The 26,110-nt window shown below is 48.1% G+C and carries 23 protein-coding genes, 1 other RNA gene and 1 riboswitch; of the genes, 19 read left to right on the top strand and 5 right to left on the bottom strand.

From position 1 onward, the window contains the following. Positions 1-6: 6 nt before the first annotated feature. A complete protein-coding gene (locus LUCIF_RS09240) occupies positions 7-339 on the bottom strand; it encodes a L,D-transpeptidase (RefSeq protein ID WP_122627590.1) in 333 nt (110 codons plus the stop codon). Positions 340-472: 133 nt separating this feature from the next. On the opposite strand from LUCIF_RS09240, the gene LUCIF_RS09235 reads away from it, so the two are divergent. Continuing rightward, on the top strand, positions 473-1,291 hold the full coding sequence (locus tag LUCIF_RS09235) for a PhzF family phenazine biosynthesis protein (RefSeq protein WP_207857315.1): 819 nt from the start codon (positions 473-475) through the stop codon (positions 1,289-1,291). Between the two features lie 157 nt (positions 1,292-1,448). Then, a non-coding RNA gene (gene ssrS, locus LUCIF_RS09230) (6S RNA) lies at positions 1,449-1,624 on the top strand. Positions 1,625-1,957: 333 nt separating this feature from the next. Here ssrS and lysA read toward each other — a convergent pair. After that, on the bottom strand, positions 1,958-3,250 hold the full coding sequence (lysA, locus tag LUCIF_RS09225; protein WP_122627649.1) for a diaminopimelate decarboxylase: 1,293 nt from the start codon (positions 3,248-3,250) through the stop codon (positions 1,958-1,960). Between the two features lie 101 nt (positions 3,251-3,351). Then, a riboswitch (Lysine riboswitch) is annotated at positions 3,352-3,527 on the bottom strand. Between the two features lie 147 nt (positions 3,528-3,674). Between lysA and LUCIF_RS09220 the strand changes: the two genes are divergently transcribed. From LUCIF_RS09220 to LUCIF_RS09200, 5 genes are all read left to right on the top strand, one after another. Further along, complete coding sequence (locus tag LUCIF_RS09220) at positions 3,675-5,057, top strand: NAD(P)/FAD-dependent oxidoreductase (RefSeq protein WP_122627588.1); 1,383 nt, start codon at positions 3,675-3,677, stop codon at positions 5,055-5,057. A gap of 266 nt (positions 5,058-5,323) precedes the next feature. Then, the gene (locus tag LUCIF_RS09215; RefSeq protein WP_122627587.1) at positions 5,324-5,878 is read left to right on the top strand and encodes a 3'-5' exonuclease; all 555 of its coding nucleotides are present in this window, start codon (positions 5,324-5,326) and stop codon (positions 5,876-5,878) included. A gap of 201 nt (positions 5,879-6,079) precedes the next feature. After that, positions 6,080-7,147 (top strand): A/G-specific adenine glycosylase, encoded by a 1,068-nt coding sequence (gene mutY / locus LUCIF_RS09210; protein WP_122627586.1) that lies wholly within the window; start codon positions 6,080-6,082, stop codon positions 7,145-7,147. A 72-nt stretch (positions 7,148-7,219) separates the two neighbouring features. Further along, a complete protein-coding gene (locus LUCIF_RS09205) occupies positions 7,220-7,840 on the top strand; it encodes an HD-GYP domain-containing protein (RefSeq protein ID WP_165865944.1) in 621 nt (206 codons plus the stop codon). A gap of 17 nt (positions 7,841-7,857) precedes the next feature. Beyond that, complete coding sequence (locus LUCIF_RS09200) at positions 7,858-8,187, top strand: hypothetical protein (protein ID WP_122627584.1); 330 nt, start codon at positions 7,858-7,860, stop codon at positions 8,185-8,187. 17 nt (positions 8,188-8,204) lie between these two features. On the opposite strand, the gene LUCIF_RS09195 is transcribed toward LUCIF_RS09200, so the two are convergent. Continuing rightward, complete coding sequence (locus tag LUCIF_RS09195; RefSeq protein WP_122627583.1) at positions 8,205-9,422, bottom strand: ATP-binding protein; 1,218 nt, start codon at positions 9,420-9,422, stop codon at positions 8,205-8,207. 327 nt (positions 9,423-9,749) lie between these two features. On the opposite strand from LUCIF_RS09195, the gene LUCIF_RS09190 reads away from it, so the two are divergent. The 10 genes from LUCIF_RS09190 (at position 9,750) to LUCIF_RS09145 (ending at position 21,162) form a co-directional block, all read left to right on the top strand. Beyond that, positions 9,750-10,013 (top strand): HPr family phosphocarrier protein, encoded by a 264-nt coding sequence (locus LUCIF_RS09190; protein ID WP_243638711.1) that lies wholly within the window; start codon positions 9,750-9,752, stop codon positions 10,011-10,013. Between the two features lie 5 nt (positions 10,014-10,018). Then, the gene (gene ptsP, locus LUCIF_RS09185; protein WP_122627581.1) at positions 10,019-11,752 is read left to right on the top strand and encodes a phosphoenolpyruvate--protein phosphotransferase; all 1,734 of its coding nucleotides are present in this window, start codon (positions 10,019-10,021) and stop codon (positions 11,750-11,752) included. A 42-nt stretch (positions 11,753-11,794) separates the two neighbouring features. Further along, positions 11,795-12,760, top strand: a complete 966-nt coding sequence (gene pfkA, locus LUCIF_RS09180) for a 6-phosphofructokinase (RefSeq protein WP_370745093.1) — start codon at positions 11,795-11,797, stop codon at positions 12,758-12,760. A 200-nt stretch (positions 12,761-12,960) separates the two neighbouring features. Then, complete coding sequence (locus LUCIF_RS09175; RefSeq protein WP_122627579.1) at positions 12,961-15,159, top strand: sigma-54-dependent transcriptional regulator; 2,199 nt, start codon at positions 12,961-12,963, stop codon at positions 15,157-15,159. Positions 15,160-15,384: 225 nt separating this feature from the next. Then, positions 15,385-17,421, top strand: coding sequence for a BglG family transcription antiterminator (locus tag LUCIF_RS09170; RefSeq protein WP_122627578.1), 2,037 nt, complete (start codon positions 15,385-15,387; stop codon positions 17,419-17,421). Then, complete coding sequence (locus LUCIF_RS09165) at positions 17,408-17,857, top strand: PTS sugar transporter subunit IIA (protein ID WP_122627577.1); 450 nt, start codon at positions 17,408-17,410, stop codon at positions 17,855-17,857. Before LUCIF_RS09170 ends, LUCIF_RS09165 begins: the two co-directional genes overlap by 14 nt. Positions 17,858-17,887: 30 nt before the next feature. Beyond that, on the top strand, positions 17,888-18,931 hold the full coding sequence (locus LUCIF_RS09160) for a PTS fructose transporter subunit IIC (RefSeq protein ID WP_243638710.1): 1,044 nt from the start codon (positions 17,888-17,890) through the stop codon (positions 18,929-18,931). 51 nt (positions 18,932-18,982) lie between these two features. Continuing rightward, complete coding sequence (locus tag LUCIF_RS09155; RefSeq protein WP_122627576.1) at positions 18,983-19,288, top strand: PTS fructose transporter subunit IIB; 306 nt, start codon at positions 18,983-18,985, stop codon at positions 19,286-19,288. A gap of 149 nt (positions 19,289-19,437) precedes the next feature. Then, positions 19,438-20,379, top strand: coding sequence for a dipeptidase (locus tag LUCIF_RS09150; RefSeq protein WP_122627575.1), 942 nt, complete (start codon positions 19,438-19,440; stop codon positions 20,377-20,379). Between the two features lie 42 nt (positions 20,380-20,421). Beyond that, a complete protein-coding gene (locus LUCIF_RS09145) occupies positions 20,422-21,162 on the top strand; it encodes a gamma-glutamyl-gamma-aminobutyrate hydrolase family protein (protein WP_122627574.1) in 741 nt (246 codons plus the stop codon). An 84-nt stretch (positions 21,163-21,246) separates the two neighbouring features. On the opposite strand, the gene LUCIF_RS09140 is transcribed toward LUCIF_RS09145, so the two are convergent. Continuing rightward, entirely contained in the window at positions 21,247-23,292 is a 2,046-nt protein-coding gene (locus tag LUCIF_RS09140; RefSeq protein WP_165865943.1) for a sodium-translocating pyrophosphatase, read from the bottom strand. A 361-nt stretch (positions 23,293-23,653) separates the two neighbouring features. On the opposite strand from LUCIF_RS09140, the gene LUCIF_RS09135 reads away from it, so the two are divergent. Together LUCIF_RS09135 and LUCIF_RS09130 are read left to right on the top strand one after the other, a co-directional pair. Then, positions 23,654-25,027 carry a sodium-dependent transporter gene (locus tag LUCIF_RS09135; RefSeq protein WP_122627572.1) on the top strand — a complete coding sequence of 458 codons (1,374 nt, stop codon included), beginning with the start codon at positions 23,654-23,656 and terminating at the stop codon, positions 25,025-25,027. Between the two features lie 46 nt (positions 25,028-25,073). After that, positions 25,074-25,673: a peptidylprolyl isomerase gene (locus LUCIF_RS09130; RefSeq protein ID WP_122627571.1), complete on the top strand. Its 600-nt coding sequence runs from the start codon at positions 25,074-25,076 to the stop codon at positions 25,671-25,673. Between the two features lie 177 nt (positions 25,674-25,850). Here LUCIF_RS09130 and LUCIF_RS09125 read toward each other — a convergent pair. Beyond that, on the bottom strand, positions 25,851-26,110 hold a 260-nt coding region (locus LUCIF_RS09125), incomplete at its 5' end, for a transposase (protein WP_207857313.1).

Below are 26,110 nucleotides of genomic sequence, written 5' to 3'. Positions count from 1 at the left end.
ACCAGGTTACCGGATTATTACCGGCGTTCCAATCGGCACCAAATTGGCCAGTTCCAGCACATCCCGGTTATACATCCGGATGCAGCCATGAGAAACAATTTGGCCGACAGAAGCCGGATTATTGGTACCGTGAATTCCGTAATGCGGTATACTGAGTCCCAGCCACATAACGCCGAAGGGCCCGCCCGGGTTTGGATTCTTAGTAACGATTGTATACGTACCGGTAGGTGTGGGTGTGAGCATTTTACCGATACCGACGGGGTAGGAACGGACTATTTTTCCCTCCCGGAATAAAGTTAATCGGCGGGAGGCTAAATTTATCAGAATTGAGTAGACCATCCCATATCACCTCTATAGTATCCTATTCCGTCACGGACAAAAATAGTAAGTATCCCTCGGTTCTGCGGGGGATTTATTATTTTATTAACCGGCGGGAATTGAAAAAGGTATTTATTGATTTGTGTGGAAATTAATGGATCGTATTAAAGGGGGGAATGCAATGCCGGTCACCATCTACCAGGTCGACGCCTTTACCACAAAACCTTTCAAAGGCAACCCGGCCGCCGTCTGTATTTTACCGGAAGAGCAGACGGCGGAATGGATGCAGCAGGTGGCAATGGAAATGAATCTTTCCGAAACGGCGTTTCTTGTTAAGCAGGAGGACGGGTTCCAATTGCGCTGGTTTACACCCAAAGTGGAAGTGGAGTTATGCGGACATGCTACGCTTGCCAGTGCTCATATTCTTTATGAACAGGGTATATTGGCGCCGGATGAACCGGTGGAATTTTATACCCGCAGCGGAGTTTTACTTGCCAACAGGCAGGAAGACGGCTGGATTGAACTGAATTTTCCCGCCAGACCGGTTGTGGCGGTGGAGGCCCCTGCCACATTGGAAACGGCGTTGGGAGTCAAAACGGAATTTATCGGCAGCAATCAAATGGATTATTTGGTGGAAGTGGCAGAGGAAGAACAGGTGAGAACCCTCCGGCCCGATTTCGGGGTTTTGGCGACGGTTCCTGTCCGTGGCGTGATTGTCACTGCTGCTGCCAATACCGGTTCTGATTTTGTTTCCCGTTTTTTTGCCCCTGTTGTCGGGATTAACGAAGATCCGGTTACCGGCTCTGCACATTGTGCGCTGGCGCCGTATTGGGCCGGGAAATTGCAGAAGACGGAATTAACGGCCTTCCAGGCTTCCAGCCGGGGCGGTGAATTGCGTCTGGCAGTGAAGGGAACACGGGTGCACATTTTGGGACAAGCGGTGACTGTATTCCAAGGAACCCTATTGTGGTAGCGAAAGAATATGCTGTTTTTTCTTCATATTGACGTATAATTGAGCATAGGTAAGATTATTATGTCAAAAAGCAAAACGGTTCTGCTTTTTGGCGAATCATCCTTCTTGCATCCGGGCGGCAGGGATGATATCATAACAGATGTTGTGATACCGACCGATTTGCCTGGGGTGTGCGTCACCCTCATTTATGTTCAACCTACTCATATACAAAGGGAGTTTAACGTTATCGCGGCTGTCGGGCCTTCTCAGAAAGGATGGCAAAAGCATAACCGGGACACCCACCTGCTTAGTGGCGGGTTTGAACATATAGAGGAACGGTACCGCGGGTTAACATAATTTATGAAGGGGCTGCTTTTTATAAGGCGGTCCCTTTTTGCATTAAGCCTCAAGGATTCCCCAATAATTAAGCCTGCACGGCATATAGCCGGCAGGCTTTCCTTGAAGTAAGTATAAGTTTAATAGCCAAAAACGGCAGAAGAATCGCCTTATCAACGCACTTAACCTCCGCTTATGACAAGACGATCCTTCTGACGGTGTGGACGCCTAAAATGATTTTTAGACGGGTTTTTCTGCGCCCTGAGCCGAAAATCTCAATAGGGTCGTTGTCTTTTTCAAATATCCAATGTTCAATTGCCATTTATCGAAAGACCGCCTAAGGGGTCTTTCTCACTGATCCTCTGTTTTAGCGGCCGCGGCCAGGCTTAAACCACAGGTGGACACATCGAGCGTGGCGAAGTAATCTTCCAGGGTCTCCGCCCGGCGAATGAGTTCCACCTTGCCGTCCGGCTTAAGCAACAGCTCGGCGGAACGAAGTTTGCCGTTATAATTGAAACCCATAGCGTGCCCGTGGGCGCCCGTATCGTGAATAACGAGGACGTCACCAGCATCAATCACCGGCAGTTCCCGGTCAATGGCGAACTTATCATTGTTTTCACATAAAGAGCCGGTTACGTCATAGATATGGTCCAGGGGGGCGTTTTCTTTACCGATTACCGTGATATGATGATAGGAACCGTAAAGTGCCGGGCGCATCAAATTGGCCATACAGGCGTCAAGGCCTACGTAATTTTTATAGATTTCTTTTTTATGGAGAACGGTAGTGACCAGATAGCCATAAGGTCCGGTGATCATACGGCCGGATTCCAGGGCGATTCTAAGCGGATGCAGTCCGTTGGCGGCAATTTTTGCGTCATAGGCTTTTTTGATTTCTTGGCCGACAAATTCCAAATCAACGGCTTCCTGCTCCGTTCGATAGGGAATACCAATGCCGCCGCCGAGATTGACGAATTCAAAGGTGATGCCCAGTTCTTTGTGCAGTTCCAATATAAGGTCAAACATCATATTAGCCGTATCCACAAAGCTTTGTGGATTGAGTTCGTTGGAAATTACCATGGTATGAATGCCGAACCGTTTTACGCCTTTTTGCTGCATAGTCCGGTATGCTTCAAAAACTTGTGGTTTCGTTAACCCGTATTTAGCCTCTTCCGGGTAACCGATAATCGTGTTGCCGCCTTTCAAAAGAGGTCCCGGATTATAGCGGAAGGAGATAATATCCGGAATGCCCACGTGTTTTTCCAGATAAGCAATATGACTGATATCGTCCAGATTGATGATAGCGCCTAGTTCGGCTGCCTTTTTAAATTCTTCGGCCGGCGTATCGTTGGAAGTGAACATGATGTTTTCGCCTTTTATCCCGGCCGCCTCGGCCAATACGAGCTCGGCCAGGGAACTGCAATCGGCACCGGTACCTTCTTCCCGCAGGAGTTTCAGGATGGACGGATTGGGGGTAGCTTTTACGGCGAAATACTCTTTAAAAGAAGGCGCCCAGGAAAAAGCGGCCAATAACTTTCGCACATTTTGACGTATGCTATGTTCATCGTAGATATGAAACGGAGTCGGATATTTCTGGAGTATTGACTCCAATTGGGAATGGGTAAAGGGTAATGTTTTTCTTGCCATGAATAATGCCTCCCGGGAAATAATTTTACCAAAAAATAAACAGCGATTTACGAGATTACTATCTCGCAAACCGCCGCAAATGGACACGAATGGACCAGGCAGTACCAGATAGCGCTCCATGCGGACAACTCCGCATGACAGTCTTACACCTATTCAATGCAAGACCAGCATAAGCTTTTTACCGTAAGCTTATACTTCGGCGGGTAATCCTTTCAGTGCCTTTCCTTGTCGGCGACTCGGGGCACTTACTCTTATTAACCGCACCTCTATCCTTATTAAATTTAGATCGTTTGGTGAAATTATAATGGATAAAGACGTTTATGTCAATTGTTTAACTTGAAAAATTTTTCTGTACAGACCGGGGAATATAAAGTATAATATTATGGGTTTGCCAAGTAATCTACTAAAATGATGGGGGAATACCATGTCGAGTTTATATGATGTGGCAATTATCGGCGGCGGTCCGGCCGGTATTTATGCAGCTTACGAATTAATCTCCCGAAATCCCGAAGCCAGGATTATTATGATTGAAGCGGGTCATGATATTTATGCCCGGAAGTGCCCGATCAGTGAAAAAAAGGTCAAACACTGTATCAAGTGCAATCCGTGCAGTATCATGCGCGGCTTTGGCGGCGCCGGTGCTTTTTCTGATGGTAAATACAATTTTACCGCTGAATTTGGCGGTTGGCTGAATGAATATTTGCCTGACCAGGAAGTTTTGAACTTAATTGATTACGTTGACCAGATTAATATAAAATATGGTGCGCCGGCCGAATACTTTAGTACGAAAGACAGCAGTATCGGTAAAAGAGCGTTAGCTTATGACCTGCATCTTTTAGAGGCTAAGGTCAGGCATTTAGGGACTGAGAATAATCTTAAAATCTTAGAACAGATATATGAATTTCTCAAAGATAAAATAACCTTTTTCTTTAACCGGCATGTGTCTAAAATCGACAAACAGGACAATGGTTTTGCGCTGGAAATAAAAGATGCCGCACCGGTCGAGTGCCGATATCTGATTGCCGCACCGGGACGCGCCGGCGCTGAGTGGTTTGCCGGGCAATGCAAGGAAATGGGACTGTCCGTGTTTAACAACCAGGTTGATGTCGGCGTGCGGGTGGAGATTCCGGCGGAAGTGTTCCAGCATATTACCGACGAAGTGTATGAAGCTAAGCTGGTGTATCGTACGAAGCAATACGGAGATTTGGTCCGCACCTTCTGCATGAACCCTAAGGGCTATGTTGTGGCGGAAAACACGGACGGCATTGTGACTGTGAATGGGCATAGCTACCGGGATGAAAAACTGCACAGTAAGAATACCAATTTTGCGCTCTTGGTGAGCAACCGGTTTACCGAGCCTTTTAATGAGCCCCACCAATATGGCAAGCGGATCGCATCCTTTTCCAACATGCTGGGCGGCGGTGTGTTGGTGCAGCGCTTCGGTGACTTGGTAAAAGGGCGGCGGACTAATGACCACCGGCTGGAACAAAGTTTTACCAAGCCAACGCTTAAGGCTACGCCCGGGGATTTAAGCTTGGTATTGCCCAAGCGCCACCTTGATAATATTATTGAAATGATTTATGCACTGGATAAAATTGCACCGGGAATGGCTAATGACGACACCTTATTATACGGGGTGGAAGTGAAATTTTATAGTTCCCGCTTAAAGTTGAGCGATTTGCTGGAAACCGAGATAAACAACATGTTTGCTATCGGGGACGGAGCCGGTGTGACCCGTGGTCTCTCCCAAGCCAGCGCCAGTGGTGTTTATGTAGCCCGGACCATTTTGGAACGGCTTCCTAACTAAAAAGCCTGCGGCAGGGTCTCAGGCAAGGTTCTTAAACTTAAAAAGCATTGGTTCCTCAGGGGCCAATGCTTTTTTGTGGCCGAAAAGCGCCTAACATCCAAACCCAACACCCAATGTCCAATGTCCGAAGATACACTTGCCGAAAATCTGCCGGCAGTGTATTCTTTTTAGTTTACTGGTTGGGAGTAACAGGAATTGCCGGCAGTTTCGCCGAATATTGTCGAAAGAAATACCAGAAGAGTTGGACCAAAGTGAAGGGGACTAGAATGAATTTTGTAGCTATTGATTTTGAAACAGCCAATCGCAGCCGTTCCAGTGCCTGCAGCATGGCGGCTGTTACCGTGGAAAATGGGCAGGTTGTCCGTTCGGCTTATTCCTTGATCCGGCCGGCCGTATTGCGTTTTGACTACTGGAATACCCGTATTCATGGTATTACTGCGGCCGATGTTGCCGACAAACCGACTTTTGCTGAACTGTGGGAACGGATCCGGCCGCATTTGGAAAATAAAATTGTAATCGCTCACAATGCCACTTTTGATATAGGGGTTCTTCGCACTGTTCTTGATGAATATCAGCTTCGCCGGCCGTCCTTTCGCTATGCCTGCACCGTGGAAATTGCCCGCAAGGTGTGGCCGGAGATAGAAAATTATAAACTGTCTACTTTGGCAAAACAGTTTGCTTTTGTTTTTGAGCATCACAATGCGCTGCATGATGCCCGCGCCTGTGCCCAGATTGCCATTGAGGCCCGGCGGACCCTGCGGGCGGAGTCATTTCTCCAATTGGCAACGATGGTGCAGGTTCCGGTGCGGGATTTTAATTAATTACTTTATTGGGAAAGCCTGCTTAAAAAGCGCATCAATCCCATTTTTCGCAGTCCTCTGTTATCATTTCAGGGCGCGAAATGTGGGACCTACGTTGTTGCGGCTGCGCGTTCTCACTCAACGTACGCCTGAGTACGCCTCGCTCGAATGCTCGCCGCGCCTAGTATCTGCATCTTTTTAAGCAGGCTCAGGGAGAACAGTATGAGTCTTGCAGGATTATTGCTGGCGTGGTATGACGCCAATAAGCGGGAACTGCCCTGGCGGCAGGATAAAGACCCTTATAAAATTTGGGTTTCCGAGGTTATGTTGCAGCAAACCCGGGTGGAAGCCGTCAAAGCATATTTTGAACGTTGGCTGGAACGGTTTCCCACTTTAGAGGACCTGGCGGCCGCAGCAGAAGAAGAAGTCCTTCATTACTGGCAAGGGCTGGGTTATTACTCGCGGGCCCGTAATTTGCTGAAGGGCGTGCGGGAGGTACAAGCGCAATACAATGGCCGGATTCCCGATACGAAAGAGAAAATGAAAACGGTCGCGGGCGTGGGCGATTATACGGCCGGGGCGATCGTGAGCATTGCTTATAATAAGACCGCAACTGCTGTTGACGGGAATGTGTTGCGGGTTTTCAGCCGGTTGTACTGTTGGCGGGAAGACAATGCCCTGTCGAGCAGCAAGCGGCAAATTACGGAATGGGTTCTGCAAAATATGGAGGTCAGTCGTCCGGGGGATTATAATCAAGCTATCATGGATCTGGGAGCGACCATATGTATTCCCGCTGTGCCCCGTTGCAGCCTTTGTCCGCTGGAGACCGTGTGCCAGGCCCGCCGGCGGGGACTGGAACAAGTTGTACCTTTTCGCCGGAAGAAGATGGCTGTAAAGACTGTAAGGGTGGTTGCCGGGATTGTTCAAGACGGCGGGGCTTTTTTGCTGCGGCAAAGGCCGGCTAAAGGGCTGCTGGCCGGCATGTGGGAATTTCCTGCTACCGAAATAGCGGACACCGAGACCGATGATTTCGGTGCTTACCGGCGGATGATGGCTGAGAAGTTGGGACAGCAGGTGGAGAGAGAAGGTTTATTTTGGCAGTCCAGACATGTTTTTAGTCACCGGCAGTGGGATATTGTTTTTTACCGTTGCCGGTTAATTAAAAAGGGTGATTTGCCGGCCGGGAAAAATATTGTCTGGTTGGAACCTTCGGCATGGAGCCGGCTTGCTTTTGCCGGTCCGCACCGGCAGGTGGCGGAAAAACTGGAAAAGGAATTACAGAATATTTGAAGAAATAAAAAAATGACATGAAAACAAATTTCTAATTGGCAAGATATTTCTCTACGATAGGGTGAGATGGAGATGAAACAGCAAACGGAGCTATCAATTATCGAACAGATTGATATGGACACCATTGAAATGTTTTGCCGGCAAATTTACTATTGTGATCCTTATACAGCAATGCATGCCGAACATGTGGCCGAGCTGATGGCCGGCCTGGCCAGCCTGATTTTTCGCTCTTCCGACGAAATCAGTCTGGCCTATATGGTTGGTTTATTGCATGATGTGGGCAAGATAAAGACGCCGGAACATATTCTGATTAAGCCGGGCCGTCTTACGGAGGAAGAATATGCCGTTATGAAGCGCCACGCCGCCGACGGGGCCGATATGCTGGCAGAGATTGAGGGTATAGAAGCGATTGTGCCGGTTATGCGCCATCATCATGAACGTTTTGACGGCAGGGGCTATCCTGATGGATTGAAAGAAACGGAGATCCCCTTTTTCAGCCGCATGTTGTCCATTTGTGATACCTTTGACGCAATGACAACTCATCGCTGTTACCGGGAGCCGGTGAGTCTGCGGGAATGTTTGCGGGAAATCAAAAGATGCTCCGGCTCGCAGTTTGACCCGGCCATTTGCAAAGTATTTATTGAATTTATTGAGGAACGGTTCGGCTTTACTCTGGAGGAAGCGCAAGGATAAATGGGGAGGACTTAGGAATGGGTAAAATTAAAAAAAATTTAACCGACCAGGAAATGCTGGCCGGTTATCAGGAGAAGATTACTTTTGAACATATGCCGGATGAGGAAGTGCCTGCCAAACAGGACAAAAGCAGCAAGAAACCTTCAGCGGATCATTTCGCCAATGCCTTTTTAAGCCCTGAATTGGAAGAAAAGATTGGCAAGCTGCTCTTGGAGTTAAAATTGAAATTATTTAAGGAAGGCATAGTCGATTATGAAATTAAGCCGGTGCTGGACGGAACCCAGATTGTTTTACGGGCCGTTCCCAAGCCGGCTAAAGAAAAAGGCAAATCCGGAAACCCGCGCTGAGCGGGTTTTAATTATTTTTACGACGATTGCCGGCAGAGCAGATGATTGACCAGTTGTTGCGCCGTTCTGCCGGAACGGCCGCTGTGGGACATTTCCCAATGCAGGGCTTCTTTCCTGAGTTCTTCGGGCGAAAGGCAAATACCGTTTCGTTGGGCAACCTCGCTGATAATTGTAAGGTAGTCTTTTTGATCAGGAGCGAGATAGGTAAGGGTAATGCCGAAACGGTCGGAAAGGGAGATCTTTTCGTTTATCGCATCGTTAAAATGGATATCGTCGGCGTCGCCGCTCCGTTCATTCCAGTTTTCCCGGATTAAGTGGCGCCGGTTGGATGTGGCGTAGATTACCACGTTGTCCGGTTTTTGTTCTACGCCGCCTTCAATGGCCGATTTTAGATGCTTGTATTCGATTTCAAACTCTTCGAAGGATAAATCGTCGATAAAGAGAATGAATTTTTTACTTTTATGCCGTAAAAAAGCCATAACCGCCTGGAGTGCCCCCAATTCCTGCTTGGCAATTTCCACCAAACGCAGTCCCTGCGAGAAGTATTCGTTGGCCAAGGCTTTGACGGAAGACGATTTTCCCGTGCCTCTGGCGCCGACCAGGAGAACATTATTAGCCGGTTTGCCGTCTAGAAACGCAAGGGTGTTGCGTATTAGCACTTCCTTTTGATACTCATAGCCGATGATGTCGTTCAAGCGAATGGGATCATAGTGTTCAATGCCGCTTAATCTCCGGTCCGTATTGTTCCAGCGGAAGGCAGCATAGCCGGCCATATCACCCGTGCCACAGCAACGGTAAAATTCAATTAATTTTTCTACCATGTCTCCGGGGGAAGCATCACTAAGAAAACAGGCTCGCAATTCTTCCCAATAGGACTGATTATGAAGGAAAGTCGGCTCATAAGATTCGCTGAGGGGCAACCGGGCCGGCAAGCGGATTCTTAACAGGTCCTTGATAATTTTCATATCATGAATGGCGGCCTGGTAGAGCCCGGAGCCAATATGGCGGCCGGCTTTTTCCGCCATGGTACTGAATATATTTTCGTCCCGGGAAAGTAAATAGATAATGTAGCTGACCAGGAGGTTGCCTTTGAGGCCTAACAACTCTCCCTGGGTGATCAAGTCGCCCGTAAGATCAAAGTAAGGCTCTTCCTTTTCCGGCTGAGCCAGGCAATACCGGACTTTTTGGATTATTGGATCCTGCAGGATATTGCGAAAGAGAATGAATCGATGCATAGTTTTTCCCTCGCTTGCATAATTTTCATCGTAGTTTATTTTTGATATTTAGTATAGCCGATTATGAGTACAAGGTAAATGCATTTTAGCTAAAATATAAATACCGGAACGAGTGGCATACTAAGAAGGAATGAATCAAATAAGTAATACTGAAACGAAACACAAACAAAACGCTGTTGGCGGGCCTTACAGCTGTTGGGGTAAAAATCCTTGAAATGTTTAGAATATTGCTTTTATAACAATGAAACACTACTTGGCATGATTATTGCTTGTTAACTTTAACGAGGTTTCAGGTAATAGTAAGAATGGAAAGGGGTAATTCTGATTATGGAAAAGACACTTACAATTCAAAACAAAGCGGGGCTTCATGCTCGTCCGGCCTCAGTATTCGTGCAAACAGCTGCTAAATTTAATTCTACCGTTTCACTTTCCAAAGACGGCCGCAAGGTAAATGCCAAAAGTATTTTGAGTGTTATGAGTTTGGGTGTTGCCATGGGTGACAAAGTAGTATTGGAAGCGGAAGGTCCCGATGCTGCGGAAGCGATCAAAGCGTTGGCGAAGATGGTGGAAGAGAAGTTCGGGGAAGAATGAGTAAAATGAAAACATTGCAAGGAATTGGAGTGTCGGAGGGGTTCGCCATCGGGCAAGCGGTATGGCTGGAAGAGACGGAGCAGCAGGATTGCCCGGAAACCATTGCCGCCGGGGCGGAACAGGAAGAGTTGGAGCGTTTTGAAGCCGCTTGTGCCGCGGTCAAGGCGGAGCTGGACAAGCAAATTGAAACGATGACGGAAAAGTTGGGTGCGAAGCAGGCGGAGATTTTTACGGCGCATCGGATGATGCTGGAGGATCCTACTCTTGTCGATGCCGTTACCGAAATGATTAACAATCGCCAAAGTGCTGTTTTCGCCGTTCATAAAGTAACTGCCGAAATGGCGGCCATGTTTGCCGCCATGGATAATGATTATATGCGGGAACGGGCGGCGGATATCACTGATATCGGGCGCCGGCTTACCCGGAAATTGCAAGGGCGGGACAATGACGGAGCAGCGGCTGTCAGCAATGGAATTGTCGTGGCCCAGGACCTGCTGCCGTCTGATACGGCTTTGCTTGATAAAGATAAGGTGCTGGGTTTTGTCACCGCTTTGGGTGGTAAAACGTCCCATACATCCATTCTGGCCAGAGCAGCCGGCTTGCCGGCTGTCGTCGGGCTGGGGGGCCAACTGGATGAGATTAGCCCGCGGGCGACGATTATCCTGGATGGCGGTGCCGGTTTGGTTCTTGTGGACCCCGATGCCGCAACCGTTGCCAAATATGAAAAGAAACTGGAGGACTACCAACGCTGGCGGAAACTGCTGGCGGCGGTAAAAGAACTGCCCAGTCAGACCGCCGACGGGCGGGTGGTAGAAATTGCCGCCAATATCGGCACTCCCCAGGAGATTGCCAAGGTGCAGAATGTAAATGCCGACGGTATCGGTTTGTTCCGCACGGAGTTTGTTTTCATGGGCCGTACAGAACTGCCGACGGAAGAGGAACAGTTTGAAGCTTACAAACAAGTGCTGGAAGGATTGCCCAATAAGAAGGTTATTTTCCGTACCCTGGATGCAGGTGGCGATAAAGAACTGGATTATTTGGGATTGCCGCCGGAAGCCAATCCGGCTCTGGGTTTGCGGGCAGTCCGCCTGTGTTTCTCCAGGACGGATATTTTTAAGACCCAGCTGCGGGCCCTGCTGCGGGCCAGTGTCTACGGCAACCTTCATATTATGTTTCCGATGATAAGCGGGCTGGAAGAATTCCGGCAGGCAAAAAGCATGTTGAATCAGGCCCGGGAAGAATTGACCCGGCAGGGTATTGCCTGCAAGCAGAAAGTGCCTGTGGGGATCATGGTAGAAATTCCCGCTGCGGCGGTTATGGCCGACGTCCTGGCGCAGGAAGTGGACTTTTTCAGTATCGGAACCAATGATTTGGTTCAATATACAGTGGCTGTCGATCGCATGAATGAGCAAGTGGCGTATTTGAGCGATTATTTTCATCCGGCAGTACTCCGCCTGATTTCCCGGGTCATTGAGGCATCACATAATGCCGGCAAGTGGACAGGCATGTGCGGTGAGATGGCGGGTGATCCACTGGCTACTGTATTGTTAACCGGTTTTGGTCTGGATGAGTTCTCTATGCATGCCGGGGCCGTACTGGAAGTAAAAAACCTCATCCGCAGGATTAAGACGGACGAAGCACAAGCTTATGCGAAAGAAGCCATGAAATTAGGCACAAGTGCCGAAATTAGGGCGTATTTACAGCAAATAAAACAAAAATATACTGTTTCGGAAGACTAGGCTTTTATGGTAAAATAGCCTTAAAACTGACGAACAGGAGAAATGATTGTGATTAATAAGATTGCTGTTCTTACCAGCGGAGGGGATTGTCCGGGTATGAACGCCGCCATTCGTGGCGTTGTTCGGGCGGCTCAAGCAAAAAACATCGAAGTGTTCGGAGTTCATAACGGCTATGTGGGCCTTATTGGCAAACAGATTGTTCCGTTGGATTCCCGTGCAGTTTCCGATACCATTCATCGTGGCGGCACGTTTTTAGGTACTGCCCGCAGCGAGGAATTCCGGACATCGGCAGGCCAGCAAAAGGCGTTGGCTAACCTGCAGGAACTGGGTATCGACGGATTGGTTGTCATCGGCGGGGACGGTTCCTTAAGTGGGGCCAGGATACTAGGCGAGATGGGGATGAAGGTTGCCGGGATTCCCGGAACGATTGATAACGATTTATGGGGAACCGAATATACAGTGGGAGCCGATACGGCCGTAAATACCGTAGTGGATGCCATTGACAAAATTCGGGATACCGCCTCAGCGCACGGCCGGGTTATGGTCGTGGAGGTTATGGGACGGGAATCGGGCTGGATTGCTCTTACCGCCGGATTTGCCGGCGGAGCCGAACTGATTTTGATTCCGGAAATCGCTTATGACCTGAATAGGGTTTGCGAACGGGTCAAAGAAGCGGTAGCCAATAAGCATCATTGCATTATCGTGATTGCGGAAGGGGCCGGCAACGGTATGGCGATTGGTGATCATATTCACCGGAAAACCGGTTTGGAAACGCGAGTCTCCGTATTGGGTCATATTCAACGGGGCGGATCGCCAACCGTGTTTGACCGGGTGCTGGCCAGCCGTTTGGGCGCCGGTGCGGTCAAAGCGCTGCTTGACGGCAAGACGAATGTTATGCTTGGCTGCCAGGGAGCCAATATTGTGGCAATTGATTTTGCCGACGCGTTAGGACAGAAAAAGGTTATTGACGCAGAAGAATTTAACTTGGCTAGTATTATGTCCATATAAGAAAGTAAATTGTTTTAGTAAGAGGCTGCCGACACCGGCGGCCTCTTTTTACGTCTGCGCCTTTATTCCAATTTACTAATTTCCAATTACCAAAAGACCGCCCTAAGTGGTCTTTTTCATCTTGCATCCTGAAACGGGCTCCCTTATAATAAAGAAAGATAGATAGTGTTTCGTTAGTGTTTTGCGAGGGGGGGACTTTGGTGCAGCGGCGTAAATTGCGAGTTTTAACGGCGTTGGAAGAACTTTGTTCCGGTATGCCCGCCGAAGTACTGAACCAATATGAGCCGGCAGGTTTTTCTGCCGAGCAGGTGGCAATGCACTGCGGTTTGTCGCGGAGTAATACGAGCAGTGATTTAAATCAGCTGCACCGTGATGGCGCCGTAGTAAAAACAGTAGGCCGGCCGACCTATTATCTGGCTTTTGCCTGGGTGAAGAAAAAGTTTCCCCGGTGGAGCGGCATAATGCCTTATACGATTCAACACCACCGGGAATTAGGAAACCTTGAGCCGCTAAATCCGGTTGTCAAGCAGCCTTTAATGACACGGCAGTTTCAGACAGAGGCGCCATTGACCGAAAAAAGCGAAACGGTGTTTGAGAATCTTGTCGGAGCCGAAGGGAGTTTGCAGAATGCCATTGAACAGGCCAAATCGGCTGTTCTCTACCCGCCAAAAGGACTGGATACCCTGTTGGTGGGACCTACCGGCGTAGGAAAAACTTTATTTGCCGAGTATATGTTCGCTTTTGCCCAAAAGGAAGGGCGCGTACGTCCGGGCGGGCAAATGGTAGTATTCAATTGTGCGGACTATGCCCATAATCCGCAACTTCTTTTGTCGCAGCTTTTTGGACATGTCCGGGGGGCGTTTACCGGCGCGGAAAAAGAAAAAGCCGGCCTGGTGGAAAAAGCCGACGGGGGCATGCTTTTTCTTGACGAAATCCACCGAATGCCGCCGGAAGGACAGGAGATGCTTTTTTATCTCTTGGATAAAGGGCAGTTCCGGCGTATGGGAGAAGTGGAGAATAAACGGCAAGTTCAGCTAATGATGGTCGGAGCCACGACCGAGGAACCGGATTCGTTTATGCTTAAAACCTTTTTGCGGCGAATTCCCATGGTTATTTCCCTGCCTGAATTGAATGCCCGTCCTATGCGGGAAAGGCTTCAACTGGTAAAATACCTGCTGGCCCGGGAAGCAGCGCATATTCAAGCCGACATTGTAGTGGACAGGGAAGCCGTACTGGCGCTTTTGATTTATGAATGTCCGGGCAATATCGGACAACTTCGTAATGATTTGCAGATTATTTGTGCTAAGGTTTTTTTGACCTATATCCGGCAAAAACAAAATATTTTTATCGACCGGGAGGCATTGCCGGCCAAAGTGCGGCAATCGGCAACTGCGGACAATCCCCGGCATCAGGAAGCTTTCCGGCTTGTTTCCCGGACCGGCCGTCTGCTTGTACCTGCCGCAGCCGATTTATTAAGCGTGGATAAAAGTGAACGGCTGTTGCCGGTTGATTTCTATCAGCAGCTGGCGAACCGGGTTAACTTTCTGGAACGCCAGGGGCTTGACGATGAAGAAGTTGTAAAATGCATTGAAGTAGATATTGACCAGTATTTTCGCCAGATTTATCCCCGGGTTGACCCGATAGACCCCGATTACTTACCTAACCTGGTACCGCCGGCATTTATTCCGGTTTTAGACCAGGCCTGTTCGGTTGTTGCCGATTTGCTGAATAAAGCGGTCAGTGAACGGTTATATCAGGCGCTGGCTATTCACATTGTTTCTTCCTTGCAGCGAATTGAACGCGGCCAGGTCATTCTCAATCCCAAACTGCCTTTTATTGCCCGTACTTATCCGCAGGAGATGAAAGCTGCCAAACAAATGGCTGCTATTATCGGTGCCTACGCCAATATGGATATACCGGAAGAGGAAACCGGTTTTATAGCCCTCATGCTGGCGACGCTGGAAGAGTCGGCCTTTGAAGAAAACAGCAGAGTGGGAATTATGGTGATTGCTCACGGAAAATCCACGGCCAGCAGTCTTGTCGATTTTGCCAATAAACTGCTTGGCGTGAGCAGTGCCCGGGCTATTGACATGTCAATGGAACTTTGTGCCGACGACATTTTTCCTCAGGCAATTGCCCTGGCCAAAGAAGTGGATGAAGGAAAGGGAATTGTATTGCTGGTGGATATGGGCTCCTTATCCGGTGTGGGAGCGGCGATTACCCAGGAAACAGGAATTCCGGTAAAGACGGTAGACATGGTCACCACGGCAGTGGTTTTGCATACTATGCATAAGGCTCTCTTGGCCAACAATGGTCTGGATGAAGTATACCGGGCGGCCTGGAGTGCGCGGAGTGCCTGGGGGTTAAATGAGGAACCGGCCAGAAGCCGGGTTTTGTAAAATAATAGAAATTGAGCCGAAAGACCGCACTAGCGGTCTTTCTTATTAATAAATTTTTGCCACATTGTTGCGGCATAAAGTGTTACGTATGAAGGCATTGAATTTGTTGAGTTTGTGGCTATAATTAAAGATAGGGAAGGATGAAGATGATAAAAAATAATTGCCACATTGATGCGGTAATTTTGTTTACAAATTCTTTAGCTCCTGTAGGGAAGTCAGAATTATTTGAAATTATTGCCTGGATTCAAAGCAACCGTCAACGCTGTGCTAAGGGGTGAAGTGGGTGTGGACAGGACTACTGAAATCATTCATATTTTATTGGAAAGCAAATTGCCGGTGACTGTCGATGCGATAGCCGGCCGGCTGAAAGTATCCAATAAAACGATTCGCAATGAATTGGCGAAAGTAGAAGATTATGTGCGGCAAAACGGACTAACCTTGCAGAAGAAACCGGGATCAGGAATCAGTATTGAGGGGTCTGACGGGTGTAAGACGGCACTAGTCCAGGAAATCCGGAATGCGGCCGGTTTTATAGAACCATTTTCCCCGGAAGACCGCAAAAATTATATTCTGAAACGTCTCTTAATCAGTGAGGGTCGGATTACCACTAAAGAGCTGGCCGATGAACTTTACGTAAGCCGGGTAACCGTGCATAAGGATTTGGACGATGTGGAACACTGGCTGTCCAAATTTAATCTCACTCTGATTGCCAAAACCAACTATGGCCTGGAGATCAGCGGAGAAGAGGAACAATGGCGTAATGCCGTAGCCAGCCTGATTGCCTCTAACAAGCAGCAAAATGAACTGAAAGAGCTTTTGTATGAAGACTACAATGGACGGATTGATTACAAAACGCTGCTAAAACTGAAAGAACTGCTTAATTTGGATTATCACCAACTGGAAAAAATCGTCACCCGGGCTGAATCGAAGCTGAAGTTCCGATTCTCCGATGAAGCTTATATTAGTTTTATTATTCATATTGCCATCGCTATGAAACGTCTGGAAAGTAACAAAGATATCAGCTTTTCGCCTTCTGTTCTGCAAAACCTGCGGGAGAAAGATGAATATCCGGTGGCGGAACAGATTGCCAGGGAAATCCAAGATTCTTTTCAGATTACTTTTTCGGAATCCGAGATCGTTTATATTCTGTTGCATATCCTGGGTGCCAAAATGCAGCAAAATCAAGTAGATGCGATCAATGTGGACCTGGACGGCGAAGAAAGTAATGATTTGGCCGCCGTTATGACGAAAGAGATTATCAAAGCGGCGGAAAATGCGCTGACTATTGACCTGAGTGATGATAAGCAGCTTAAAAACGGATTGATTTTACATTTGCGACCAACCATTAACCGTTTAAAATATGGATTAACATTGCGCAATCCCATATTAGACGAGATTAAGGAAAACTATCCGGAAATTTACGGGGTAGCCTGGATGACGAGTATCGTGTTTGAACGTTATCTGGGACGCCGGGTAGGGGAAGAAGAAATCGGTTATATCGCGCTGCACCTGGGGGCAGCCGTGGAGCGGGCACAAAAACCATTCCGGGCTCTGGTAGTGTGCACAAGCGGCATTGGCACTTCTCAGATGCTGGCGGCCAGGCTGCACCGGTGTTTCCGGGAAATCGAAATCAAGGACGTTATTTCAGTCGTTGCTTTGAAAGAGAGTGTGCTGGAGGATGTGGATATTATCATATCAACCGTACCCATTGAGGCCAATTTGCCGGTTCTTAACATTAATCCGCTCCTGACACAAAATGATATTAAACGGATTGCCCAATTTCTCAGTGACATGCCGGCTAAAAACACGCCGGGGAGTGACCGCCCTTTGTGTTTTGAAGGGATCCGGATAGTGGAAGCCGGGCAGGAGAAAATAACGATTTTAGAAGAAATCTGTTCCCGGCTAGAGAAGAAGGAGTATGTCCGGCCGGATTTTTTCAGCAGTGTTGTTGCCCGGGAAGGTACCGCGCCGACAGCCATCGGCAAGGGGGTAGCCGTACCACACGGTGCACCCTCGTTAGTCAATCAATCTGTAGTAGCCGTAACTATCCTTGATGAGCCGGTCAGCTGGGATGGGGAAGAGCAGGTCGATATTATTTTTCTAATAGCCCTGGCAACGAGTGATTTACGTTATGTGCAAACATTATTGGGCAATTTGTATAACGAAATTGACCGCGACGAGTTTTTGGCTGAATTGCGGCATATAAACGAGGAAGAAAAACTATCAGGAAAGTTGAGGGAACTCTGCCGTGTTAATCAATGAGAATCTTATCTTACTTGATTTCGAAGCCGCCACTAAGGACGAGGCCATTCGGCAATTGGCTCTTATGGCGGCAAAGGAAGGAAAGCTGGCCTCTTTGGATGACTATACCCAAAGCGTTATGGAAAGAGAAAAAACTTACACAACGGGGGTGGGAAACGGAATAGCCATACCGCATGGAAAATCAAAAGCAGTGAAGGAGGCGATGATTGTTTTTGGAAAATCCAAAACCGGAATTGAGTGGGATGCCGCCGACGGCAGTCCGGTAAATATGATTTTCCTCTTGGGAGTTCCGGAAGAGAATGTGGACAATTTTCATCTTAAGGTCTTATCTCAATTATCCCGTAAGCTGATGGATGATGATTTCGTAGAATCCCTGAAAAAGGCGAACAGCCGACGGGAAGTATTGAATGCCTTGAAAGATATCAAGGCTTGTTAATTGCATTTATAGTATAGAGGAGGAAAAAAGGTGGACGAATTAAAAAGAATTAGACAATATTTAATGACCGGTGTTTCCTACATGATTCCTTTTGTAGTAATTGGTGGCGTACTGATTGCGTTCTCTATTGCTCTGAGCGGGGTGGAAGCAGGAAAGGGTGCCAATGTAACCAACCCGGTATTGGTTAATATGCTGAACATTGGGGTTGCCGGATTCCAGATGATGGTGCCGGTTCTGGCCGGTTTCATCTCCTATGCCATAGCCGACCGGGCCGGTATCGCTCCCGGTATGGTTGGCGGCTTCCTGGCCATGAACATAAAAGCCGGTTTTCTGGGCGGCATTATCGCCGGTTTTATTGCCGGTTATGTGGCCAGATGGATTAAAGGCTGGCGGGTTCCACCGACGATTCGTCCGATCATGCCGATCTTTGTGATTCCGCTTCTGTCTGCTTTAGTGGTTGGCGGTTTGATGATTTATGTAATTGGCAATCCCATCGCCGGGTTGATGGAATCCATGACCGCCGGTCTGAAGTCCATGAGTTCCGGCAGTTCCGTAGTATTGGCCCTGGTTATGGGTGCGATGATCGCGTTTGATATGGGCGGTCCGGTTAACAAAGTGGCGTTTTTGTTTGGTGCAGCCATGATCGGACAAGGGGTTTACACGGTAATGGGGCCGGTTGCTGTTGCCATTTGTATTCCCCCGCTCGGCATGGGGGTTGCGACCCTGCTGGCACCGAAAAAATATGATGAAACGGAACGCGAAGCCGGTTATGGTGCTTTGGCTATGGGATTGATCGGCATTACGGAAGGAGCCATTCCCTTTGCTGCAGCCGATCCGTTGCGGGTAATTCCCTCCATTATGACCGGTTCGGCTATCGGCGCTGCCGTTGCCGCCATGTTCGGTGTCGGTGACCATGCGCCGCACGGTGGGCCGATTGTTTTGCCGGTGGTTGACAATCGCATCATGTTTATTGTAGCCATTCTCATCGGCATTGCGATTACTGCGTTGATGGTGAATGCCCTGAAAAAAACGGTTGTGGAAGAAGTGGAAAATGGAAAGGGAATGGACGCCTGACGATTGAATTACTTTAAATAGAATAAAACTAATCGGAAAGAGATGGTAATCATGAAAATTGTAGCAGTTACGGCCTGTCCCACTGGAATTGCTCATACCTATATGGCGGCGACTGCCTTGGAAAAGGCGGCCAAAAAGCTGGGTCATAGTATAAAGGTGGAAACCCAGGGCTCTATCGGTGTGGAGAATAAAATTACCGCCAAAGAAGTAGCCGAGGCTGGCGTGGTAATTTTTGCCGTCGATGTGGCAGTGAAAGAAGAAGAACGTTTTAAGGGAAAACCAACTTTACGGGTTGAGCCGCAGAAAGCAATTAAAAATGCGACGGCCATTGTCGAAGAAGCGGTAAAACTAGTGTAAATAAATATTGGAAGCCGGTGCTGTATGCGCCGGCTTTTTCTTTTTTAAGTGGCTCCGCATTGTAAATCCTAATTAAAAAATATATAGTAAGAGATAGGTGTGTTAAACTTGTGTCGGATTGAAAATGCCGGGAAAGGAAGGCTGAGATTATGCCGATCATTGATCTTCATTGCGATACTGTTTTACTGCTGATGGCGGATAAAAACACGTTACAATTGCGGCAAAATGACTTTTGCGTAGACGTGGAAAAACTAAAGCAAGCCTCTTCAATGGCTCAGTTTTTTGCCCTATTTGTTGACTTGCAAAAAACAGACAATGCGTTGGAGACTTGTCTGGAAATGGCGGATACTTTTTATGCGCAACTGGAAAAAAATCAGGATGCCCTTCGTTGGGCCGGAAACTACCGGGATTTGCTTGAAAACAAACGTCAAAACAAGATTTCCGCTTTTCTGACTATTGAAGAAGGCGGAGTTTTACGCGGACAGCTTCACCATTTACGGAATTTTTATCACCTGGGAGTACGGCTCATTACCCTGACCTGGAATTATCCCAATGAAATTGGTTATCCCAATAAGGAGGCTCAATACCGCTCCCGGGGACTTACCCCGTTTGGCAAGGAGGTAGTCCGGGAGATGAACCGGCTGGGAATGCTGATTGATGTTTCCCACCTCTCGGACCAGGGTTTTTATGATGTGGCAGCTCTTTCAACACAGCCGTTTGTGGCCTCTCATTCCAACGCCCGGACGGTTCAAGACCATCCAAGGAACCTGACGGATGATATGATTCGGGTTTTGGCTGAGAAGGGCGGCGTTATGGGCATTAATTTTGAACGGACTTTTTTAGGAAACAGCGAGATAAGCCGAGTTGAAGATATGGTTCGTCATATTAAGCATATCCGGCAGGTCGGCGGAATCGATGTCATTGCGCTGGGCACCGACTTTGACGGCATTGAGCCGGTCTGTGAAGTTTCTCATATCGGGGAGATCGGCAAGTTGGAGCAAGGTCTTCGGAGCGCCGGCTTTGCCGAAAGCGATATAGAAAAAATTTGCCATAACAATGCCGAGCGGGTTATCCGGAATGTTTTGCGCTGATGTTTTTCCGGAGAGGAATGCAAAGAGAGGGGCGAGATAGCTGTGACGGAGAATAAACCGGTTATCGGTATTACGGCCAGTCCCATGATGGTGGAAGGCGGCATATTGGCCGGCAGTGAACGGTCCTGTGTCGGGAGGGACTATATCAGGGCGGTTACCCGGGCCGGCGGGATTCCTATCATTATTCCCGCCGTCAATGATGCCGATACACTAGATAAACAGGTAGCCATGTGCCAGGGAATCTTACTGTCCGGCGGCGGCGATATTCATCCTTCCTTTTATGGGGAGGAGCCGGTCGGTCCTTTGGGTTTTGTCAGTCTGGAACGGGATGAATATGAAATTAAAGTAGTTCAGGCGGCGAAAGCGGCCGGAAAACCATTACTGGGCATATGCCGGGGAGTACAACTGCTGAATGTTGCTTTTGGCGGAACGTTATACCAGGATATTTCCTGGGTAAAAGGCAATCGTCTGGAGCATAACCAGAACTGCCCCGGTAATGCCGCCTGGCACACGGTGACAATCGCTGCGGGAAGCCGGCTGCATGCCATGATGGGGGTGGAACGCATTATGACCAACAGTTCCCATCATCAGATTATCAAAGGGGTTGCTCCCGGTTTCTTGATCAATGCCCGAACCAAGGACGGTGTAATTGAAGGCATCGAAAAAGACGACTCTCTCTGGATCGTCGGTGTACAATGGCATCCGGAAAGACTGGTGGAGCAATCCCCGGCAATGCAGAATATTTTTGATCACTTTGTCGCTGCGGCGGGTAAGGCGCTATAAGACAACAATAAAACCAGCCTTCTTCCGGTGAACGGAGAAGGCTGGTCTGAATCTTGTGTCCTACGCTGAAAACTCAGCGGTCCTTCATACATAAAGGGAAGCCAGGACCAGGGTGATAGTACTTAATAATTTAATTAATACGTGGATGGAAGGGCCGGCCGTATCTTTGAACGGGTCGCCGACAGTATCGCCGACGATGCTGGCTTTATGGGCCTCCGACGCTTTACCGCCATAGATACCGCCCAGTTCTATGCACTTCTTGGCATTATCCCAGGCGCCGCCGCCGTTATTAAGGAGAAGCGCCATCAGGATTCCGGTCATGGTTGCGACCATCAGGAAGGAAGCAGCGGCTTCTGCCTTAAGGATAATCCCTACGACGATGGGAACAACCACGACGATGATGCCGGGCAGGACCATTTGTTTGAGAGCGCCCAGGGTAACAATGTCGACGCAGGTCGCGTAATCAGGCTTGGTAATGCCCTCCATAATTCCTTTAATTTCAGCAAACTGACGCCGTACTTCTTTGATAACATATTGGGCTGCATTGCCAACCGCCCGAATGGCGGTAGAAGTGAATAAGAAGACCAGCATTGCACCCAGAAAACCGCCCACAAACACTTCCGGTTTACCGATATCAACAATACGGTTGAAAGATTTGTCGAGAAGCTGGACTTCATCAAGATAAGCCGAGAAGAGCAGAAAGGTAGCTAAGGCGGCGCTGCCGATGGCATATCCCTTGGTGATGGCCTTAGTGGTGTTGCCGCAGCCGTCCAAAAGGTCGGTGATAAATCGCACATTTGATGGCTGGTGTGACATCTCGGCAATACCGCCGGCATTGTCGGTAATGGGACCAAAGGTGTCCATGGCCAGAATATAAGCGCAGGTTGACAACATTCCCATGGTAGCGACAGCCGTTCCGTATATGCCGCCGCCGGCAAGGCCGCTGGCGCTACCCAGATAATGCGAGAGCAGTAAAGCAGCCGAAATGATGACGACCGGAGCAGCGGTGCTTTCCAGACCGACGGCAAATCCGGTAATGATCGTTGTTGCCGGTCCGGTTTGGCATGAACGGGCAATTTGCTTGACAGGACTGTATTTAGTATCCGTGTAATATTGCGTAACCAGTACGAATAAATAACTGGTTATGATGCCGATTACGGCACAGCCGAAAAAGTAGATGCCGCTGCCATTTTTATTAATCATTTGATTTGTTACAAAATACATGGCGATAATGGCTAAAATACTGGTAACGCCATAGCCGATGTTGAGGGCTGCCATAGGATTGGGGTCTTCCGACTCTACTGTTTTTGTCCTTACGCAGAAAATCCCCACAATGGAAGCAAGAAGACCGAAGGCTCTGGCTACCAGTGGAAAAAGGATTCCGTTGATTCCAAAGGCCGGAAACAAGGCAATGCCTAAGATCATGGCACCGATATTTTCCGCCGCCGTCGATTCAAACAAATCGGCGCCACGTCCTGCACAGTCGCCGACATTATCGCCGACAAGGTCCGCGATTACCGCAGGATTTCGCGGATCATCTTCCGGAATACCCGCTTCTACTTTACCAACGAGGTCAGCGCCTACATCCGCAGCTTTGGTATAAATTCCGCCGCCAAGCTGGGCAAATAAGGCAACAAAACTGGCCCCAAAACCAAACCCGACAATTAAAAGGGGGGCTTCCTGCGGATTGTTCACGCCATTAAAGCCGTAGAACAAACCGGCCACACCGAGCAGGCTGAGAGCAGTCACTGCCAACCCGGTGACAGCACCGCCGCGAAAGGAAATTTTGAGAGCATCGTTTAAGCTGCGTCTGGCAGCGGAGGCTGTTCGCAAATTGGCATTGACCGAAACATACATGCCAATAAATCCGGCCAGGGCCGAGCATAAAGCGCCAATTACGAATGCCAGCGGGGTATGACCGCCGTCTTTGGTTACCAGGCTAAGAATAATTGCAACGATGACGGCTAAAATGGCAATTGTTGTGTATTGCCGTTTGAGAAAGGCCATCGCTCCCTGTTTGATGGCCAGGGCAATTTCCTGCATGGATTCATCGCCCCGGTCTGCTTTAAATACGTACCAGACCAGGTAGATAGCAACCAATACAGTAATACCTCCGGATAATGGGATCATGAATGAAAGGTCCAACGAATATCACTCCTTTAATATAGAATATTTATCCACACAGGGACTCTTTTTGTCCCGTGAGTGCAATTTGAGTCCCACTAGCGCAAAATATGCCCATTGTTTAATTGTATTAATTTATCCTGCTGATTATTAAAAACAATCCGAAAAAAACAGTTCAGACGAAAATATACTTCCATCTTAAATTATAAACCATTCATTCCCAAAATCAAGACTATAAATCGAAATATTTAGAAAAGTTAAACTTTGGCATCCAAATTTTGGCTTAACTTGACAGTATGCACACAGTTTGTTAACATTCTACAGGGTAGATTAATGTAGAATAGGAAAGGGAGAGTGGAAACATAACATGGAGACGGAAAGCGGGAAAAAGCGGGAGAAGTTTTCTTCCGGGCTGGCCGTATTTTTTGCTACGCTGGGTTCGGCTGTCGGCTTGGGGAATATATGGAAGTTTCCTTATCTTACAGGACAATTTGGCGGGGGCGCCTTCTTATTGATTTATTTTTTATGTATACTCTTCGTTGGATTGCCGGTTATGCTGGGAGAATTTTATATTGGCCGTAAGACGCGAAAAAATGCCATTGGCGCCTTAGCAGAGCTAAAACCCGGAACCGGTTGGAAACACATCGGTACCATGGGTGTTATGTCATCATATCTTATTATGTTTTTTTATAGTTCGGTAGCCGGATGGGTCTATTTTTATTTATTCAAAGCGATCCGGGGCGACTTTGCCGCGATTACTATGGAGACGGCAAAAGCTCAGTTCGGGAATGTCATTATGGGGCCGGTTTCGCCGATTATATGGCAGGCTATTGTGCTGATCGTTGTTTCCGCTATTTTGGCTATGGGGGTACAAAAAGGCATCGAGAAAATTACCAAGACGTTGATGCCATTATTGTTTGTCCTGATCCTGATTTGTGATGTCCGGGCGTTGACGCTGCCAGGGGCTTGGAACGGCGTAGACTTTCTGTTTCATGTTGACTTCGGCAAATTATCGGCTGCCGCCATATTGACAGCGTTGGGTCTGGCCTTTTTTAAACTGTCCCTGGGTATGGGAACGATGATTACCTATGGCAGTTATTTTACGGAGGACAATAATCTGTTTGGCACGGCAGTCCGGGTGGCTCTGTCCGATACGATGGTATCCCTGCTTGCCGGCATTGCCATTTTTCCGACCGTATTTTCTTTCGGTATGGAGCCGGGTGCCGGGCCGGGCCTTTTATTTATGACCATTCCGCTGGTTTTTTCTAAAATGCCCTTGGGAAATCTATTATTAATTGCCTTTTTCTTTTTAACTTCTATCGCAGCAACGACGGCCATGCTGTCACTGGTGGAGGTGCCGATTGCGTATTTTACGGAAGAACGTAAAGTTTCCCGCCCCAAAGCCGCTCTTTTAAATGGCCTCTTTATTGCCATTGTCGGTGTGCTGGCCACTCTCTCGGTGGATAAAGCCAGCCTCTTGGGCAATATTACAATTTTCGGCAAAGGCTTCTTTGATTTGTTTGACTATCTGTCTTCCAATATTCTATTGCCATTAGGCGGTCTGTTAATTGCCATTTTCATGGGTTATGTAGTCAAGCAAGACGATGTGCGGCGTGAATTATCCAATCATGGGGCATTGAAGATCAACTCGCTTATTTCCGTTTACTTCTTTATTGTCCGCTACGTTACGCCGGCGCTGCTGATTGTTGTCTTTTTAAACTCGATTGGAATTATAAAGTAAACGAAGGATACAATATATACCAAATTAGGCAAAGGAGTCAAAGCATATGAAAAGATGGACGGTGGGTGTTGCCGTTGTTTTGGTACTAAACGTATTGCTGTTTAGCGGCTGCTCAGGAAGCGGCAAGGGAACGCAGCCGATACCGGCACCCAATAAAAGCGCAGCGCCGGCTGGCTCGGTTAAAAACCCTGTGGCCGTATTTGAGACTACGAAAGGCACGTTTAAAGTAGAACTTTTTGAGGACAAGGCGCCGATTACCAGCAAGAATTTTATTAGTTTGGTAAACAAGAAATTTTATGATGGAACCATTTTTCACCGGGTTATTGACGGATTTATGATTCAAGGGGGAGATCCAACCGGTACGGGTACGGGCGGACCGGGCTATACGATTCCTGACGAGTTTAGTCCCGATTTGAAACATGACTCGCCGGGGATTTTGTCCATGGCCAATGCCGGCCCCAATACCGGTGGTTCCCAGTTCTTTATCACCCTGGAACCAACGCCGTGGCTGGATCATCACCACTCTGTTTTTGGCAAAGTGATTGAAGGAATGGATGTTGTAAAAGCCATTGGCAAAGTAAAAACCGATGAGAGTGACCGTCCGGTGGAGGATGTGGTCGTCAAGAAGATTACCATTCAACCCTAGCCCGGGAAGAAGTAAATATGCAATAGAAAAGACCTTGTACTGCCAGAGGAGGCCACTGAAGAACTTGTAGTTTTTCGGAGCAAAGCTCAAGAGTAAGAAATAAAAGACGACCCTTATTCCCAATTTTGGGATAATGGTCGTCTTTTACTATCTGGAAAAACCTTTATAACTTGTCTCTTATTTTATCAGTTTCAATATTCTCTTTATATTAACAGTAAATATCGCCATCGCCCCTTGTAACTCCATGCCAACAAGACCCGAAGATGACGCTACGTCATACCCGTGCCTGTGTTTGAGTTCACTGTTTTTAGCCTCAATCTTGTAGCGCTCTTTCGCCTTTTCCTTGAAGTACTCGCTTTCCTGGAACGCCATTTGTTCGGTGTGCTCACCAGATTTAATTTTCATCGAATAAGTTTTGTTTTTTGCTCCCTCTTTGT

Source organism: Allolucifera butyrica, assembly GCF_900476375.1.
GTDB classification, from domain to species: Bacteria; Bacillota; Negativicutes; order Sporomusales; family UPPP01; genus Lucifera; species Lucifera butyrica.
This window is presented reverse-complemented; position numbering and strand designations above follow the sequence as displayed.

Excerpts from the sequence above, each read along its gene's own strand:
- LUCIF_RS09130 (WP_122627571.1), top strand. The coding sequence starts at position 25,074 with ATGAAAAGATGGACGGTGGGTGTTGCCGTTGTTTTGGTACTAAACGTA.
- LUCIF_RS09190 (WP_243638711.1), top strand. The coding sequence starts at position 9,750 with ATGGAAAAGACACTTACAATTCAAAACAAAGCGGGGCTTCATGCTCGT.
- LUCIF_RS09150 (WP_122627575.1), top strand. The coding sequence starts at position 19,438 with ATGCCGATCATTGATCTTCATTGCGATACTGTTTTACTGCTGATGGCG.
- LUCIF_RS09205 (WP_165865944.1), top strand. The coding sequence starts at position 7,220 with ATGAAACAGCAAACGGAGCTATCAATTATCGAACAGATTGATATGGAC.
- LUCIF_RS09195 (WP_122627583.1), bottom strand. The coding sequence starts at position 9,422 with ATGCATCGATTCATTCTCTTTCGCAATATCCTGCAGGATCCAATAATC.
- ptsP (WP_122627581.1), top strand. The coding sequence starts at position 10,019 with ATGAAAACATTGCAAGGAATTGGAGTGTCGGAGGGGTTCGCCATCGGG.
- LUCIF_RS09235 (WP_207857315.1), top strand. The coding sequence starts at position 473 with ATGGATCGTATTAAAGGGGGGAATGCAATGCCGGTCACCATCTACCAG.
- LUCIF_RS09215 (WP_122627587.1), top strand. The coding sequence starts at position 5,324 with ATGAATTTTGTAGCTATTGATTTTGAAACAGCCAATCGCAGCCGTTCC.
- LUCIF_RS09155 (WP_122627576.1), top strand. The coding sequence starts at position 18,983 with ATGAAAATTGTAGCAGTTACGGCCTGTCCCACTGGAATTGCTCATACC.
- LUCIF_RS09140 (WP_165865943.1), bottom strand. The coding sequence starts at position 23,292 with ATGATCCCATTATCCGGAGGTATTACTGTATTGGTTGCTATCTACCTG.
- lysA (WP_122627649.1), bottom strand. The coding sequence starts at position 3,250 with ATGGCAAGAAAAACATTACCCTTTACCCATTCCCAATTGGAGTCAATA.
- LUCIF_RS09135 (WP_122627572.1), top strand. The coding sequence starts at position 23,654 with ATGGAGACGGAAAGCGGGAAAAAGCGGGAGAAGTTTTCTTCCGGGCTG.
- mutY (WP_122627586.1), top strand. The coding sequence starts at position 6,080 with ATGAGTCTTGCAGGATTATTGCTGGCGTGGTATGACGCCAATAAGCGG.
- pfkA (WP_370745093.1), top strand. The coding sequence starts at position 11,795 with ATGATTGTGATTAATAAGATTGCTGTTCTTACCAGCGGAGGGGATTGT.
- LUCIF_RS09220 (WP_122627588.1), top strand. The coding sequence starts at position 3,675 with ATGTCGAGTTTATATGATGTGGCAATTATCGGCGGCGGTCCGGCCGGT.
- LUCIF_RS09240 (WP_122627590.1), bottom strand. The coding sequence starts at position 339 with ATGGTCTACTCAATTCTGATAAATTTAGCCTCCCGCCGATTAACTTTA.
- LUCIF_RS09200 (WP_122627584.1), top strand. The coding sequence starts at position 7,858 with ATGGGTAAAATTAAAAAAAATTTAACCGACCAGGAAATGCTGGCCGGT.